This window comes from Pseudocalidococcus azoricus BACA0444 (assembly GCF_031729055.1).
Classification (GTDB): domain Bacteria; phylum Cyanobacteriota; class Cyanobacteriia; order Thermosynechococcales; family Thermosynechococcaceae; genus Pseudocalidococcus; species Pseudocalidococcus azoricus.
The window spans coordinates 295,819-309,973 of the sequence record NZ_JAVMIP010000001.1 but is presented as its reverse complement, the minus strand read 5'-3'; the positions used below and the strand labels follow the sequence as shown (position 1 = coordinate 309,973).

24 protein-coding genes and 1 pseudogene are annotated in these 14,155 nt (G+C 49.9%); 1 reads left to right on the top strand and 24 read right to left on the bottom strand.

All coding sequences use genetic code 11. The features are described from left to right. Window positions 1-57 precede the first annotated feature (57 nt). From rpsM to RIF25_RS01420, 24 genes are all read right to left on the bottom strand, one after another. Window positions 58-438 carry a 30S ribosomal protein S13 gene (rpsM, locus tag RIF25_RS01535; protein ID WP_322876796.1) on the bottom strand — a complete coding sequence of 127 codons (381 nt, stop codon included), beginning with the start codon at window positions 436-438 and terminating at the stop codon, window positions 58-60. 35 nt (window positions 439-473) lie between these two features. Next, complete coding sequence (rpmJ, locus tag RIF25_RS01530) at window positions 474-587, bottom strand: 50S ribosomal protein L36 (protein ID WP_015125759.1); 114 nt, start codon at window positions 585-587, stop codon at window positions 474-476. Between the two features lie 133 nt (window positions 588-720). Next, window positions 721-945: a translation initiation factor IF-1 gene (gene infA / locus RIF25_RS01525; protein WP_011055956.1), complete on the bottom strand. Its 225-nt coding sequence runs from the start codon at window positions 943-945 to the stop codon at window positions 721-723. Between the two features lie 18 nt (window positions 946-963). Beyond that, window positions 964-1,515 carry an adenylate kinase gene (locus RIF25_RS01520; RefSeq protein WP_322876795.1) on the bottom strand — a complete coding sequence of 184 codons (552 nt, stop codon included), beginning with the start codon at window positions 1,513-1,515 and terminating at the stop codon, window positions 964-966. Next, complete coding sequence (gene secY, locus RIF25_RS01515) at window positions 1,515-2,825, bottom strand: preprotein translocase subunit SecY (RefSeq protein ID WP_322876794.1); 1,311 nt, start codon at window positions 2,823-2,825, stop codon at window positions 1,515-1,517. The genes RIF25_RS01520 and secY overlap by 1 nt, the downstream gene beginning before the upstream one ends. Before the next feature lie 37 nt (window positions 2,826-2,862). Further along, window positions 2,863-3,309 carry a 50S ribosomal protein L15 gene (gene rplO / locus RIF25_RS01510; RefSeq protein WP_322876793.1) on the bottom strand — a complete coding sequence of 149 codons (447 nt, stop codon included), beginning with the start codon at window positions 3,307-3,309 and terminating at the stop codon, window positions 2,863-2,865. A gap of 18 nt (window positions 3,310-3,327) precedes the next feature. Continuing rightward, window positions 3,328-3,852 (bottom strand): 30S ribosomal protein S5, encoded by a 525-nt coding sequence (gene rpsE, locus RIF25_RS01505; protein ID WP_015125763.1) that lies wholly within the window; start codon window positions 3,850-3,852, stop codon window positions 3,328-3,330. A gap of 11 nt (window positions 3,853-3,863) precedes the next feature. After that, on the bottom strand, window positions 3,864-4,226 hold the full coding sequence (gene rplR / locus RIF25_RS01500) for a 50S ribosomal protein L18 (protein ID WP_322876792.1): 363 nt from the start codon (window positions 4,224-4,226) through the stop codon (window positions 3,864-3,866). Then, window positions 4,227-4,790 carry a 50S ribosomal protein L6 gene (gene rplF / locus RIF25_RS01495; RefSeq protein WP_322876791.1) on the bottom strand — a complete coding sequence of 188 codons (564 nt, stop codon included), beginning with the start codon at window positions 4,788-4,790 and terminating at the stop codon, window positions 4,227-4,229. Window positions 4,791-4,805: 15 nt separating this feature from the next. Beyond that, window positions 4,806-5,207 (bottom strand): 30S ribosomal protein S8, encoded by a 402-nt coding sequence (gene rpsH, locus RIF25_RS01490; protein WP_015125766.1) that lies wholly within the window; start codon window positions 5,205-5,207, stop codon window positions 4,806-4,808. A 36-nt stretch (window positions 5,208-5,243) separates the two neighbouring features. Then, entirely contained in the window at window positions 5,244-5,789 is a 546-nt protein-coding gene (gene rplE / locus RIF25_RS01485; protein WP_015125767.1) for a 50S ribosomal protein L5, read from the bottom strand. 59 nt (window positions 5,790-5,848) lie between these two features. Then, window positions 5,849-6,193 (bottom strand): 50S ribosomal protein L24, encoded by a 345-nt coding sequence (gene rplX, locus RIF25_RS01480; protein ID WP_407682271.1) that lies wholly within the window; start codon window positions 6,191-6,193, stop codon window positions 5,849-5,851. Then, window positions 6,194-6,562 carry a 50S ribosomal protein L14 gene (rplN, locus tag RIF25_RS01475; protein WP_015125769.1) on the bottom strand — a complete coding sequence of 123 codons (369 nt, stop codon included), beginning with the start codon at window positions 6,560-6,562 and terminating at the stop codon, window positions 6,194-6,196. It lies immediately after the preceding gene. 9 nt (window positions 6,563-6,571) lie between these two features. After that, window positions 6,572-6,823 (bottom strand): 30S ribosomal protein S17, encoded by a 252-nt coding sequence (rpsQ, locus tag RIF25_RS01470; RefSeq protein WP_015125770.1) that lies wholly within the window; start codon window positions 6,821-6,823, stop codon window positions 6,572-6,574. Window positions 6,824-6,825: 2 nt separating this feature from the next. Next, entirely contained in the window at window positions 6,826-7,053 is a 228-nt protein-coding gene (gene rpmC, locus RIF25_RS01465) for a 50S ribosomal protein L29 (RefSeq protein WP_015125771.1), read from the bottom strand. A gap of 3 nt (window positions 7,054-7,056) precedes the next feature. Further along, window positions 7,057-7,476, bottom strand: coding sequence for a 50S ribosomal protein L16 (gene rplP, locus RIF25_RS01460; RefSeq protein WP_015125772.1), 420 nt, complete (start codon window positions 7,474-7,476; stop codon window positions 7,057-7,059). A 39-nt stretch (window positions 7,477-7,515) separates the two neighbouring features. Continuing rightward, complete coding sequence (gene rpsC, locus RIF25_RS01455) at window positions 7,516-8,250, bottom strand: 30S ribosomal protein S3 (RefSeq protein ID WP_322876790.1); 735 nt, start codon at window positions 8,248-8,250, stop codon at window positions 7,516-7,518. 31 nt (window positions 8,251-8,281) lie between these two features. Then, window positions 8,282-8,650, bottom strand: coding sequence for a 50S ribosomal protein L22 (rplV, locus tag RIF25_RS01450; protein WP_407682270.1), 369 nt, complete (start codon window positions 8,648-8,650; stop codon window positions 8,282-8,284). A gap of 42 nt (window positions 8,651-8,692) precedes the next feature. Continuing rightward, a complete protein-coding gene (rpsS, locus tag RIF25_RS01445; RefSeq protein ID WP_015125775.1) occupies window positions 8,693-8,971 on the bottom strand; it encodes a 30S ribosomal protein S19 in 279 nt (92 codons plus the stop codon). Window positions 8,972-9,016: 45 nt separating this feature from the next. After that, complete coding sequence (gene rplB / locus RIF25_RS01440; RefSeq protein ID WP_015125776.1) at window positions 9,017-9,880, bottom strand: 50S ribosomal protein L2; 864 nt, start codon at window positions 9,878-9,880, stop codon at window positions 9,017-9,019. 14 nt (window positions 9,881-9,894) lie between these two features. Next, window positions 9,895-10,203 (bottom strand): 50S ribosomal protein L23, encoded by a 309-nt coding sequence (locus RIF25_RS01435; protein WP_015125777.1) that lies wholly within the window; start codon window positions 10,201-10,203, stop codon window positions 9,895-9,897. After that, window positions 10,193-10,825, bottom strand: coding sequence for a 50S ribosomal protein L4 (rplD, locus tag RIF25_RS01430; protein ID WP_322876789.1), 633 nt, complete (start codon window positions 10,823-10,825; stop codon window positions 10,193-10,195). Before rplD ends, RIF25_RS01435 begins: the two co-directional genes overlap by 11 nt. A 12-nt stretch (window positions 10,826-10,837) precedes the next feature. Further along, window positions 10,838-11,476 carry a 50S ribosomal protein L3 gene (gene rplC, locus RIF25_RS01425; RefSeq protein WP_322876788.1) on the bottom strand — a complete coding sequence of 213 codons (639 nt, stop codon included), beginning with the start codon at window positions 11,474-11,476 and terminating at the stop codon, window positions 10,838-10,840. Window positions 11,477-12,161: 685 nt separating this feature from the next. Beyond that, the gene (locus RIF25_RS01420) at window positions 12,162-13,259 is read right to left on the bottom strand and encodes a cupin domain-containing protein (RefSeq protein WP_322876787.1); all 1,098 of its coding nucleotides are present in this window, start codon (window positions 13,257-13,259) and stop codon (window positions 12,162-12,164) included. 532 nt (window positions 13,260-13,791) lie between these two features. On the opposite strand from RIF25_RS01420, the pseudogene RIF25_RS01415 reads away from it, so the two are divergent. Further along, window positions 13,792-14,147: pseudogene (locus RIF25_RS01415) on the top strand (ArsR/SmtB family transcription factor). The last annotated feature ends 8 nt before the right edge of the window (window positions 14,148-14,155 follow it).

The following is a 14,155-nucleotide window of genomic DNA, read 5'->3' as shown; positions in this document are numbered from 1 at the left end:
TTGACGGTCAAAAGGGGGATCAAACTGGGCCAAGGGAACATCAATTGCTCCCTAGTCCTATTTCTTGGCGGCGGCTTTTTTCTTACCGGCCACAGTCCGCCGGGCTCCCCGCCTTGTCCGAGCATTAGTCCGAGTCCGCTGCCCCCGCACGGGTAAGCCCATCCGATGCCGCCGGCCCCGATAAGTGCCAATATCCATCAATCGTTTGATGTTCATGGCCTCAATCCGCCGTAAGTCCCCTTCGACATCGTATTCGTCAATTGCTTGCCGCAAAGACAAAACATCGCTATCCCCGAGGTCTTTGACCCGCGTGTCAGGATTGACCCCCGTCTTAGCCAAGATTTCCTGGGAACGGGTTAGGCCAATGCCATAAATATAGGTGAGGGCAATTTCTACCCGCTTGTCACGGGGCAAATCTACGCCAGCAATCCGGGCCACAAGTCGTTCTCCCTAAACTGAATGAATAAACAAAATTAACCTTGCCGTTGCTTATGCTTGGGGTTGGTACAAATCACCATGACGCGTCCGCGGCGGCGAATAACACGGCACTTTTCACAAATTTTGCGGACAGAGGCTCTAACTTTCATAATGATCGCTTATATAGTCGCAAATATAGGATTGTAGCAAAGATTACAGGTCATATCAAGAGTTTAGTTTGGATTGGGTCACTCCCCCCTGATACAGCCCTGATCTACGGATCAACGGTGAACCCAGTTTTGATTATTTTTTCCGTAAACGATAGGTGATTCGCCCCTTTGTGAGGTCATAGGGAGTGAGTTCCACCTTGACCCGGTCCCCAGGGAGGATTTTGATATAGTTGCGGCGAATTTTGCCAGAAATATGGGCTAAGACATTAAATCCGTTATCTAAGTCAACCCGAAACATCGCATTGGGCAAAGACTCGGTCACGGTGCCTTCAATTTCAATCGCATCCTGTTTAGACAAGCCATCTCCTTTTTATGATTATGAGGTTATCGCTGTTTTAATCGCCGTTGTTACAGTCCCAATGGGTTCCATGCCATCAATCTGGACAAACTTTGGATGATCCTGGTAGCTGAGAATCATCGGTAAGGTTTCTTCGGCATAGACCCGTAAACGATCCTGAATCACCTTGGGATCATCATCCTGACGCTGACGGCCCAGCAAGCGTTGGCTGAGAATCTCCGGCGGTACTTCCAGAAATAGGAGATAGTCATAGCCCTGTTCAGTCCGCTGGAGCATCTCTTCCAAAACTGTGGCTTGGTTGGCATTACGGGGGAATCCATCCAAGAGCCAACCCGACTGAGCATCGGCCTGGGTCAAGCGTTTTTCCACCATATCCACCACCAGTTGATCGGGAACCAGTTGGCCGCTGTCCATATAGGTTTGGGCCTGTTGACCCAGTTCGCTGTTGTTAGCTCGCTCGGCTCGAAGAATATCCCCTGTGGAAATATGGGGAATTTGGAAGTGATCTACTAAAAATGTTGCCTGTGTTCCCTTCCCGGAACCTGGGCCGCCAAACAAAATCAAGCGCATTACTGTTTCACCATCCCTTCATAGCGTTGGGAGATCACATAGGTTTGAATCTGTTTAGCCGTATCAATAGCCACACCCACCAAGATCAGCAAAGAGGTTGCCCCCAGGCCTTGGAAGGTTGTTACCCGGGTTGCACTTTCGACAGCCGTTGGCACAATGGCCACTAGCCCTAAGAAAATAGCCCCCAGCAATGTCAAGCGATTTAAGACTTTTTCGATGTAATCTGATGTGGCTTTTCCGGGGCGAATTCCCGGAATACTGGCCCCCATTTTTTTCAAGTTTTGGGACATATCGACGGGGTTCACCACTAGGGAGGCATAGAAGTAACTAAAGAAAAGGATTAGAACCAGATAAAAAACCACATAGACCCAAGGTGTTGGCCCCCCTGGAGAGAGATAGGCGGCAATCTGGGCAACAACGGCGTTTTGGCTAAATTGGGCTAGGGTGGAGGGTAAAATCAGCATTGCCGACGCAAAAATAATCGGCATCACCCCACCTTGATTCAGTCGCAAGGGTAAATAGCTAGTTTGCTCCCGATATAATCGCCGTCCAACTTGTCGCCGGGCTGACACAATCGGAATTCGGCGGGTACCTTCCTGAACAAAGACAATTCCGACAATCATGACCAGGAAGACCAAGGCTAGGACAATGATCCCACCAATGCTGCCGCCACTTTCGGCCAAGGCGATGGTTTGTCCCACAGAACTGGGGAGATAGGCAACAATGCTCAAGAAAATTAGCAAGGAAGCCCCGTTACCGATGCCTCGCTCAGTGATCAGTTCCGAAACCCACATCACAAACATGGAACCAGCCGTTAGGGCTAAGGCAGTTTCCGCTAAGAATAGAGGACCTGGTGTCAGGGCTGCGCCTGGGATGGAGTTAACAAAAATGGCAATTCCTGTACTTTGAATGATCGCCCAACCCAAGGCCACGTAGCGGGTGATTTGGGAAATTTTTCGCCGTCCAGCTTCCCCTTCATCCTTTTGTAATCGCTCTAAGGATGGTAAAGCCGCAGTCATCAACTGCATGATGATCGAAGCATTGATATAGGGCAGAATCCCCAGAGCAAAAATACCTAAAGCTGAGATGCCACCCCCAGAAAAAATATCTAAAAAGCGAATTACCGAGTTATTTTGTACGGCTGCTGCAAAAACTTGTCGGTCAATGCCCGGCACAGGTAGATAAATCCCTAGCCTAACTAGGATCAATAACCCTAGTGTGACTAAGACCCGACTGCGTAATCCCGCGGCCTGGGCCATTTGCATGAATGTTTCTTGGGCTGATGGCGTTTTACCGCGACTGACAACCATACCTGTTACCTCTGCACCTAACTTGCTTTGCTTTGGATTATCCAGTCACCGTACAAGAACCACCTGCTTGCTCGATCTTGGCCTGGGCTGATTGGGTAAAGGCTGTGGCTGTGACCTGGAGGGCTACAGACAATTCACCATCTCCCAAAAGCTTGAGGGGGCCATCATTAGTAGTGACAATCCCAGCTTCCATTAGGGAATCAAGGGTGATCACACTATTCGCAGCTAAGTCATTGAGGCGACCGACATTGATCGTAGTGTAGGCCTGGCGATTCACGACCGTAAAGTGTTTCAGTTTTGGAACCCGCCGATAGAGAGGATTTTGGCCCCCTTCAAAACCTGGGCGAGTCGGCCGGCCGGAGCGAGATTTTTGCCCCCGCATGCCAAAGCCCCCGCTAGCCCCTTGCCCAGCTGCAATTCCCCGCCCAATCCGTCTGCCCCGTTTCCGAGAGCCAGCTTGTGGTTGAATATCCGTAAGTCGCATGGTTGATTTTCCTCGAAGTTATTGGCTATAGAGTTGTTGGATGGAAATTTCCCGCTCTTCCGCAACTTCTGCCAAAGTCCGCAGGGATGCTAAGGCTTCAATCGCAGCCCGGGCATTATTGAGAGGGTTGCTGGAGCCGAGTTGCTTGGCAAGCACGTTCCGAACCCCGGCCAATTCTAAAACGGTACGAACGGCACCACCGGCAATTACCCCTGTTCCTGGGGCTGCTGGGCGAATCAAAACACGGGCTGCACCCCCTTCCCCCGTTGTTGGGTGGGGAATTGAATTGGCTTTAGTAATTGGAATTTCTACGAGGTGCTTTTTACCATCGGCTACGCCTTTCTTGACAGCCCCAATCACATCAGCGGCTTTACCCACGCCCACACCAACTTGACCCCGTTCATTGCCAACAACAACAATGGCTCGGAAACTAAGCTTTTTACCGCCTTTAACGACCTTAGAGACCCGACGAATTTGGACAACCCGCTCTTGCCAGTCTGTTTCTTTCTCTGCTTTGCGTGAACCTTTGCGACGACTTGCCATCAACTTATCCTCTAAAATTCCAGACCTGCTTCCCTTGCTGCATCCGCTAGGGCCTGAACCCGTCCGTGATACAGATTGCCACCCCGATCAAATACGACTTCCTTAATACCAGCAGCTAAAGCCCGTTTGGCGAGGGATTGGCCTACGGACACCGCCGCTTGACAACTCCGACCATGACTAAATTGTTCCTTGAGTTCAGGTTCAACCGTAGAAGCAGCAACAAGAGTGTGCTGTTGATTATCGTCAATCACCTGAGCATAGATATGCTGATGAGAACGAAAAACAGCTAAACGAGGACGAGCGGCAGTTCCTGAGACTTTGCGCCGAATCCGCCGATGCCGACTGTGAGTTGCTTCTGTGCGTGACTGTTTCATCTATTTCTTCCCTGTCTTTCCGACCTTACGACGAACGGCTTCCCCAACATACCGAATGCCCTTACCTTTGTAAGGCTCAGGCGGGCGAACTCCCCGAATTTGGGCCGCCAAGTTACCCACCTGTTCTTTATCAATCCCGGAAACGAGAATCAGTGTCCCTTGAGTGACCTTTTTACCCGTGTTGTCTTCCAACTCAAAGGAAATGCCACTGGGGGGCTCGATTTCCACAGGATGACTGTAGCCAACACTCAGGACTAGTTTTGTCCCCTGAAGGTTGGCCCGATAGCCAATTCCTTGGATTTCCAGTTTTTTGCTGAAACCCTGAGCCACACCTTCAACCATATTGGCCACTAAGGTGCGACAAAGACCATGTCGTTGGCGGGCGGGGCGGGATTCATCGCGCCGATTGACCAGAATTGTGCTGCCCTCCTGCCTCACCTCAACTTCAGCAGGTAGCACACGACTAAGCTGCCCCTTAGGGCCTTTCACTGTCACCTCTTGCCCGGCTAATGCCAGTGAAACCTTGTCGGGGAGAGGAATGGGCCGTTTACCAATACGAGACATAATTAACTCCCACGTTTACCAGACATAACAAAGGACTTCACCACCGATGCCCTGCTTCCGAGCCTCTCGATCAGTCATAATCCCACTAGAAGTTGAGATAATGGCGATCCCAATCCCACCTAAAACCCGTGGTAATTCCTGACGATTCGCATAAACCCGCAGGCCTGGTTTGCTGACTCGTTTTAGGGCTGTGATGATTGGTTGCCGCTGCTTACCACGGTACTTGAGTCCCACCACAAGTTGTTGCTTGATCCCTTCCCCTTCGACTTTGAAGTCTTCAATAAACCCTTCAGCCTTAAGGACTTGAGCAATGTTACGGGTCATCCGAGTGGCGGGGATAGTTGTCGTTTGATGCCGGGCCAGGTTCGCGTTGCGGATCCGGGTAAGCATATCGCTGATGGTGTCGTTTACTGCCATAGGTACTCCTAAAAGATTCTGACCTCCTGGGGGTGATTAATTCTCACGAAAGGGCATACCCAACGCCTTAAGTAAGGCTCTCCCTTCCTCATCAGTTTTAGCGGTAGTGATGATTGAGATGTCCATCCCGCGAATCTGATCGATATCGTCATAGTTAACTTCTGGGAAGATGAGTTGCTCCCGCAGGCCAAGAGTAAAGTTACCGCGGCCGTCAAAGCTTTTGGGATTGATACCCCGAAAGTCACGAATTCGAGGTAAAGCCAAGTTTATCAGCCGATCTAAGAAGGCATACATCCGATCAGCCCGCAGTGTAACCATCACCCCAACCGGCATACCTTGACGGATCTTAAAGCCAGCAATTGCTTTTTTAGCCCGAGTGACAACCGGCTTTTGCCCCGTAATCCGAGCAACTTCGGCTAAGGTTGCTTCTAGGGATTTTGCGTTTTGAGCTGCTTCTCCCAAGCCCCGGTTGACCGTTACTTTGACCACTTTGGGAACTTGATGAACATTGCTGTACTTAAATTGCTGCTGAAGTTGGGGGACAGCAGTTTCTTGATATAGGGTTTTCATGCGTGAACTCATAACTGGCTCTCCTTAATAGGCTCTGGGCTGGGTCAGAGACTTAGATTTCAATCAAAAGACTAATCAATAATTTCCCCGGTTTTCTTTAGCATCCGTACTTTTTTGCCAGCTTCGGTGTAGGTATAACAAATCCGACTGGCCACGTTCTGCTTGTTGGAGTAGAGCATGACGTTAGAACTGTGGATGGGAAACTCTTTGTTGATAATCTGTCCTGCTTCACCTTCTTGCTGGGGTTTAACGTGCTTAGTTTTAATGTTGACACCCTTGACAACAACTTGGCTTTTTTTTGGGAAAATTGCTAGCACCTCTCCAACCTTAGCCTTGTCGTCACCAGCAATGACTTGAACGGTATCTCCTTTTTTGACATGCATCCGATAACGGATCGGTGGTTTTGCCGTAGCCATTTAGAGTACCTCCGGAGCCAGAGAAACGATTTTAGTAAAGTTTTTATCCCGTAATTCTCGTGCCACTGGGCCAAAAACCCGAGTCCCCCGAGGATTGCCTTCAGCGTTGATCAAAACAGCCGCATTGTCATCAAAGCGAATACTCATGCCACTGTCACGCCGAATGGTCTTCCGAGTCCGGACAATCACCGCCCGCACCACATCAGATTTTTTCACGGCCATGTTAGGTGTGGCATCTTTGACTGTTGCGATAATTACATCCCCGACGCTGCCATAGCGACGGTTACCACCACCAAGAACACGGATACAGAGGAGTTTTTTCGCTCCGCTGTTGTCCGCCACGTTGAGATAGGTTTCCTGTTGAATCATGACTGTCTCCTAAGCCGATATTGTCGCTGTCAGGATTTCGATCACCGTCCACCGCTTGGTACGGCTCAAGGGACGAGTTTCTTGAATACGGACTCGATCACCCACTTTGCAGCGGTTCTCTTCGTCGTGGGCTTTGTAGCGGTTGGTTTTGACGACGATTTTGCCGTACTTGGGGTGAGAGGAGCGATTTTCCACCGCCACCACCACAGTTTTTTCCATTTTGTCGCTCACAACAACGCCAACCCGTTCTTTAACTGCCATGATTAACCTTCTCCTGTGCTGGAATGAGTGATACCCAGTTGCCGCTGACGTTCGAGGGTCATGAGTTGGGCCAGAGTATGACGCAAATGTTTATACTGGTGGGGCTTAACCTCCCGACGGGTGGCCTGGGCAAACCGCAGATCAAAGAGTTGCTTTTTAATTTCCGCAATTTTTTCATCTAGGGATTGGTCACTTAAATCGACAAATTCTGACATTTTAGTTAGTGCCATCTCTTAAGCCTCCACCTCTGGGCGAACAATAAAGCGGGTTTTAATCGGCATTTTGAAGGCTGCTAGGCGCATGGCTTCTCGAGCCGTTGCTTCCGGAACCCCATCAATTTCGTACATGATCCGGCCGGGTTTAACCACCGCTACCCAGAACTCAGGAGAGCCTTTACCGGAACCCATCCGAGTTTCCGCAGCTCTCATTGTGACTGGCTTATCCGGGAAAACGCGAATCCAAATTTTGCCACCCCGTCGGATGTAGCGCGTCATAGCTCGCCGTCCTGCTTCGATTTGGCGAGAGGTAATCCAGGCCGGTTCGAGGGCTTGCAAGGCAAATTTACCGAAGCTGATATCACTGCCCCGAGTTGCCAGGCCTGCCATCCGACCCCGTTGTTGTTTGCGAAATTTAGTACGCTTAGGACTTAACATGATTCCGATCCTTGACGGTTAAATATTCTGGAGGAGGCCTTAGGATTCATTACGGGAAGAACGATCTTCAAAGTTACGCCGTTGCCGTGGGGGACGTTGACGGGGTTGTTCCCGGCCGAAGTCGGGATCGGGCTGCTGGCCAGGGAGGACTTCACCCTTGAATATCCACACTTTTACCCCGAGGATTCCGTAAATAGTCTTGGCAGTCCGATAGGCGTAGTCAATATCGGCCCGCAGGGTGTGCAAAGGAACACGCCCCTCCCGAGTCCATTCCGTCCGAGCAATTTCTGCCCCGTTTAGGCGACCCGCAACTTGGATTTTGATCCCCTCTACACCTGCACGCTGGGCCCGTTGAATGGCCTGGCGAACTGCCCGCCGAAACGCAACCCGTCGTTCTAATTGCTGGGTAATGTATTCAGCCAAGAGGCCGGCCTCCGCATCCACCCGAGTCACTTCAACAACATTGACTTTGACGCTGCGGCCTGGGGGCAAAAGTTTTTTCAAGCTCAAGCGCAAATTTTCAATCCCAGCCCCACCTTTCCCAACTACTACACCAGGCCGGGCGGTACGCACCTGCAACTCTACCTGATCGGCCTTGCGTTCAATGCGAACATCGGCAATACTCGCGCCCGCTAAGGTTTTTTCAATATACTGGCGAATGCGGTGATCCTCTTGGAGGAGATCTGGATAGCGACTCGCATCGGCATACCAACGGGAGCGGTGATCCTGAGTAATGCCAAGGCGAAAGCCAATAGGGTTAATTTTTTGTCCCACGATTTATTACCTACTCAATACCTAAGATGGATTACTCTTCAGACTTTGCTTCAGCCACGGAGATTGTAATGTGGCAAGTTGGTTTGCGAATTTGATAGGCGCGTCCCTGGGCCCGAGGCCGGAACCGCTTCAAGCTTGGGCCTTGATCAGCATACGCTTCATAAACGACCAAATCAGCCGGGTTTATCCCTTGATTGTGCTCAGAATTGGCAGCGGCTGAGCGTAAAACCTTGGTAATTGGCTCGCAGGCCCGGTAGGGCATAAACCGGAGAATAATCAGAGCTTCCCGATAGGTACGCCCCCGCAGTTGGTCTAGAACCCGACGCACCTTATGGGGAGACATCCGCACATACCGGGCTATCGCCTTGCTGCCAATTTTAGTGATGGTTGGTGTTGACATAATGTAATCTCTGGGAGTCAATTCCGAGCAGTATTTAGAAATTTAGTAGCGAGCTTTTTTATCGCCTTTGACATGGCTGCGAAAGGTGCGAGTCGGGGCAAATTCACCTAACTTATGACCCACCATTTGTTCCGTAACAAAGACGGGGACATGTTGACGGCCATTGTGAACTGCAATCGTGTGACCAATCATCTCCGGCAAAATCGTGGAGGCCCGTGACCAAGTTTTAATCACTTGCTTATCATTGCGAGCATTGAGAGCTTCGACTTTCCGCAAGAGATGGTCGGCAACAAATGGCCCTTTTTTGAGTGAACGTCCCATAATCTTTACTCCCTAAGCATTTCCCTGTGTCATCGTTACCATCTGTTAGGATTGCCGCCCACCGCGACCCCGTTTAGAGGACTTCCGCCGCCGCCGCACAATCAGAGCATTGCTAAGTTTTTTCTTCTTGCGGGTCTTATAACCCAGGGTTGGTTTACCCCAAGGTGTGACGGGGCCACTGCGACCAATGGGCGCGCGTCCTTCACCACCACCATGGGGGTGATCCACCGGATTCATCACAGAACCCCGGACTTTCGGTCGCCGCCCTTTCCAACGATTCCGGCCCGCTTTCCCCATGCTGAGGTTGCTGTGATCGACATTTCCGACTTGACCAATGGTGGCAAAGCATTCTTTTCGGAACAGGCGCACTTCTCCCGAGGGTAGTTTCAGGGTGACCATATCCCCTTCCTTCGCAACCACTTGGGCCATCGCTCCGGCTGCCCGTACCATCTGCGCACCCCGACCTGGGGTGATTTCCACATTATGGACAGAAGTTCCCAAAGGAATTTTGCCTAAGGGCATGGCGTTACCAATCTCGATGGGAGCTTCGGCACTGGCAATAATTTTGGTGCCAGGGGTCAAATTGCGAGGATGCAGGATGTAACGTTTTTCCCCATCTTCATAGTTAATTAAGGCAATCCGGGCATTCCGGTTAGGGTCATATTCCACTGTTGCCACCTTTCCGGGCACATCCACTTTATTCCGGCGAAAGTCCACATCCCGATAGCGACGTTTGTGGCCACCACCCCGCCGCCGGCTAGTAATGACACCCCGGTTGTTGCGCCCTTTTTTGCGATGTTTGCTACCCGTTAGAGACTTCTCCGGTGAGTCTGTCGTAATTTCAGCAAAATCAGAGACAGACTTTTGGCGAGTACTGGGAGTATAGGGTCGGTAAGCTCGAATGCCCATGAATTGTTACGCTCCTAAACGTCGGGGAAGAGGGTAATAGTGTCGCCAGCAGCTAAGGTGACAATAGCCCGCTTGTACTGAGGCCGAAAGCCAGCAAATTTACCCACACGCCTTGCTTTCTTGGGAGGGTTATAGGTATTAACCGCTGTTACCTTGACTGAAAAAAGCTCTTCAATGGCATCTTTGATTTGAATTTTGTTGGCCCGTGGATCCACATCAAAGGTGTATTGATTGTTTTCGAGGGCAATGGTGGCCTTTTCGGTGACAATTGGGCGGCGAACCAGATCTGCTAATGAGCGAGGGTTGTTAATTCTACTCACCATAAACCTCCTGAATTTTGGCGATGGCTGCACTGGTGGCCACAATGTTGTCGGCATGGAGCAGATCAAAGACATTGAGTTGATCCGCTGCAATCAGTTTTAAGCGGGGAACATTGCGAGCCGAGAGATAAATGTTTTCTTGCCGCTCTGTCGTAATTAGAAGAACCTTGTCCCCGGCTTTAACACCCCAACGAGTTAGGGCACTGATCAATTCCTTGGTTTTGGGACGAGGCAGTTGCTCGGCAAAATCTTGGACGACAATTAATGCCTCACTGCGACTCATTAAGGCCGTGCGTAAAGCCAACCGCCGCTCTTTCCGATTCATTTTTTGGGAATAGTCACGGGGTTTGGGGCCAAAGATGACACCACCGCCGCGCCAGAGGGGGGAGCGATTTGAGCCTGCTCTGGCCCGACCTGTCCCTTTTTGCTTCCAGGGTTTGCGACCACCGCCACTAACTTCTGCCCGAGTCTTGGTGGAAACAGTCCCTTGGCGCGCATTGGCCAGTTGACGCACAACTGCTCGATGAAGAATGTGGCTTGCGGTTGTTTCTTTGGCCACGGCCAGTTCTAGGTCTGCCGTTCCCGCTGAAGTACCTTGCCAGTCTTTTACAACACATGAAACCATGATTCTGCCTGCCTATTTCTGTCCAACGATAGTAGCGGGAAGGATGTTCACTAAAGCGCCGGGCTTGCCGGGTAAGGCCCCTTTGATCAATAACAAGTTGCGTGTGGGATCAACTTGGACAATTTGTAATTTACGGACGGTGACGCGGCAGTTCCCCATTTGTCCTGCCATCCGTTTGCCTGGATAGACACGACCCGGTGTGGTTCCAGCCCCAGTCGAACCCGGAAGGCGGTGATTTTTAGAACCATGGGCCATCGGCCCCCGCTTGAAGTTGTGGCGTTTTTGGTAGCCAGCAAAACCACGCCCGATGCTGGTGCCGACTACATCCACCAATTTTCCGGCTTCAAAAATATCCACGGTAATTGGTTGGCCTAGTTGGTAACCACTCACATCCTCAAGCCGATATTCTTGGAGATGCCGTAGGGGATTAGATTCACTTTTAGCCAAATGCCCCAGTTCTGGTTTGCTGAGGGCTTTTTCCTTGGTTTCACCGTAGCCCAATTGAATCGCTGTGTAACCATCGGTGGCTTTAGTTTTAATTTGGGTGACAGGGCAGGGGCCAGCTTGGACAACCGTGATTGGCACGGCTTTGCCGCTGTCATCAAATATTTGGGTCATCCCCAGTTTTGTCCCTAAAATGCCAATGGCCACTGTCCTTACCTCGTTCTATCAGCTACCGTTTACCCGACTCATGACCACAGGTGCAATTTTTAGACAGGGATAGGCATTTCCAAGGAATTTGGGCCTGGAAGCGTCTAAGGAGTCTGTTTTGCGGAGCTAACTTGGTAGGGTGGCGGTTAACCAGGCCCTGGAGACCAAAGTTATGTGATCAAGCTATTTCCAAACACAGGAGGCGAAAACCATCAAAATAGTAGAGACTAACTGTGCTTGAAGAGAGGGGCAGCCTAGACTTGAACCATAAAATTAAGACTAAGTTATGACTCAGTATCTAATTTCGGCCGCAATCATTAACTATAAGTGATCCAGGCCTGGATTGTCTAGATATTTCAAATCAATTTTTCCCAGGATCGGGTGGCTGAGCCTGAATGTGCCCAAAACGTCCGCACTACTGGGTTCTGTCTGAGGGATAAAGGGTAGTAGTTTGCAGTCTGGAAAATGAATTCTCTAAAGAAATATAAGCATATAGTATCCCCAGGGCAAGGTTACTTTTTTCTTGGCGAGGCCATGGGATAACCAGGATGATGACGAATTGCCACGAAAAATATTATGGCCACGAGCTCAGTCGGTTAAGTAGCAATAGTGCTGAAAGATTGAGACGAGTCTTGTTTGGTCTCTTCTAAAATCACATCTCGCAACAGAGTGAGTCCAATCACTTTTACTTCCCAGGCCTGGCAAAGAGTTTTTTCTGCCGTGGTAACTGTGACAATAAATTAGCTGGGACTTGAAACGTATTCCCAACCACTGAATCAGGATTACTGGCAATCCAACCCGTCAGTTCAATACTTTCGTACTCCCCAGCATCAAAGACTAGCAGCACATCCATCGGTTTATGACTTGGATTACGGAGCGCATGGCCATAGCCTTTGGGAATATAGCCCACATCTCCAGTTTTGAGCGTGCTGATACTGGCTTTACCCTCAGAGGCGAAAACAGTCAGTTCCATTTCTCCATCTAGAATATATTGCCATTCATCGGCGTTAGGATGCCAGTGGGGTTGGCGAATCGCTCCCGGTTCTAAATGAATAATTCCCCCAGCCATATTGAAACTAGCCGGAAACTCCTTATTACTGGCCAACAAAATTGTATTTTTATCTTCAACTGCAAAGAAGGGTTGGGCCGCTAAGTCGTGAACGTGAGTGACTTCCAAACGGGGGATGTTGGGATTGCGGGGTTGGGTAGTCGCAAGCGGGCCTGGGGCTGGCGGACGACGAGAGATATAGACTTGTTTATTCGGTAAGCCTTGAACTTGGCTCGCCGTTAAACCGAGCGCGTCTTGTACCCAGGAAATGGGCATATGGGAGACCCAATCCGTAATGCTGAACGTAGCCCCTTCTGAAAATGTGCCGTCATTAAAGACCAGAATGAATTTGGCAGTCTCAGGCCCCAGACCCTCAATGCTATGCCCCCAGCCCCGCGGAAAGTACCATAACCCCCCTTGATCTACATCCGCAATTTGGACGTTACCATCGGGACTAGTCAAGGTAATCCGAGTCCGGCCAGAGATAACATAGGCCCATTCCGCCGCATTAGCGTGCCAGTGAAGTTCCCGAATTGCTCCTGGTTCCAGGGTCATGTAAACCCCCGCCATGCCCTTGCTCACCGGAAAGTTATAGGTTCCGACCTGCTTGGTGGTACCGCCGTCGTAGAGGGTGAGGGGGGTTTGATGAAATGGGTAACTGAAGGCGGGTAAATCTTTGCCCCAGACCACCCCTGAGAGGGAGTGCCATTGACTCGATTGAGATAGGGCCGGCAAGAGCCAACAAGAGCTTCCGATCAGAAGTAAGACTAGGAAGATTAAGAACAGGCGAAATTTACTGAAAAGTTGGGAATATGGCTTAAATAACTGGGATAGGGATGCCATGGATGTTCGGGAAGCTCATTATTTTATAACGGCTTTTAATCCTAGCATTAACCTTTGAGACCCATGCAAGTTGTAATACTTCTTTTTATTCTTATCTTCAACTCAAAAGACCTTAAACCACTTGTAAGGAAGCAACAAATTCTGGTCTTTGCTTATTCATAAAATTACTTGAGGGGACAACTCCAGACCAGCGCAATCATTGATGCAGCAAGCCATATCCCCGAGTTATCAAAATTGCCCCAGCCCATTCGGATATGCCATATAATCAAATGCCTATAAACGCAAGGTGTGGCGGCCATGGTAAACAGTAATGATTCGTGAGAATAACCCAGAATTATCTATCCCTGCAAAGTTTTGGTTTTATCCTAGGTTTAACGAGGGGGGATTCTTTACCAAGGCTTCTGATGATCAGTCATTCTCACAAATGAAGACGGACTGCTATATACCGATTACGGCACTCAACCAAGTTGCTGAATACTTTAAGGTCTTATCTGAACTAAGTCGCCTGCAAGTGCCTTGTATGGTGAAATCCGGGTCAATAAATGTTGGTGAAATTATGACCGCCACAGGCCTGGTGCAAGCGAATGCCTCAAAACATCTTAAGGTACTGCACCAGGCCGGGATTATTCAATGTCAACCCCAAGGGGTGAGTGTCTATTATTCGGTTGTGGATCCGCTAATCTTTGATCTCTGTGTGAATTAGCCTGTGAACGTCTCACCCATCGCTTAGAAGAGCAATCAGAGCAATTAAAAGGATTAGACTTACTGCGACAAAAGTAATAGTATTT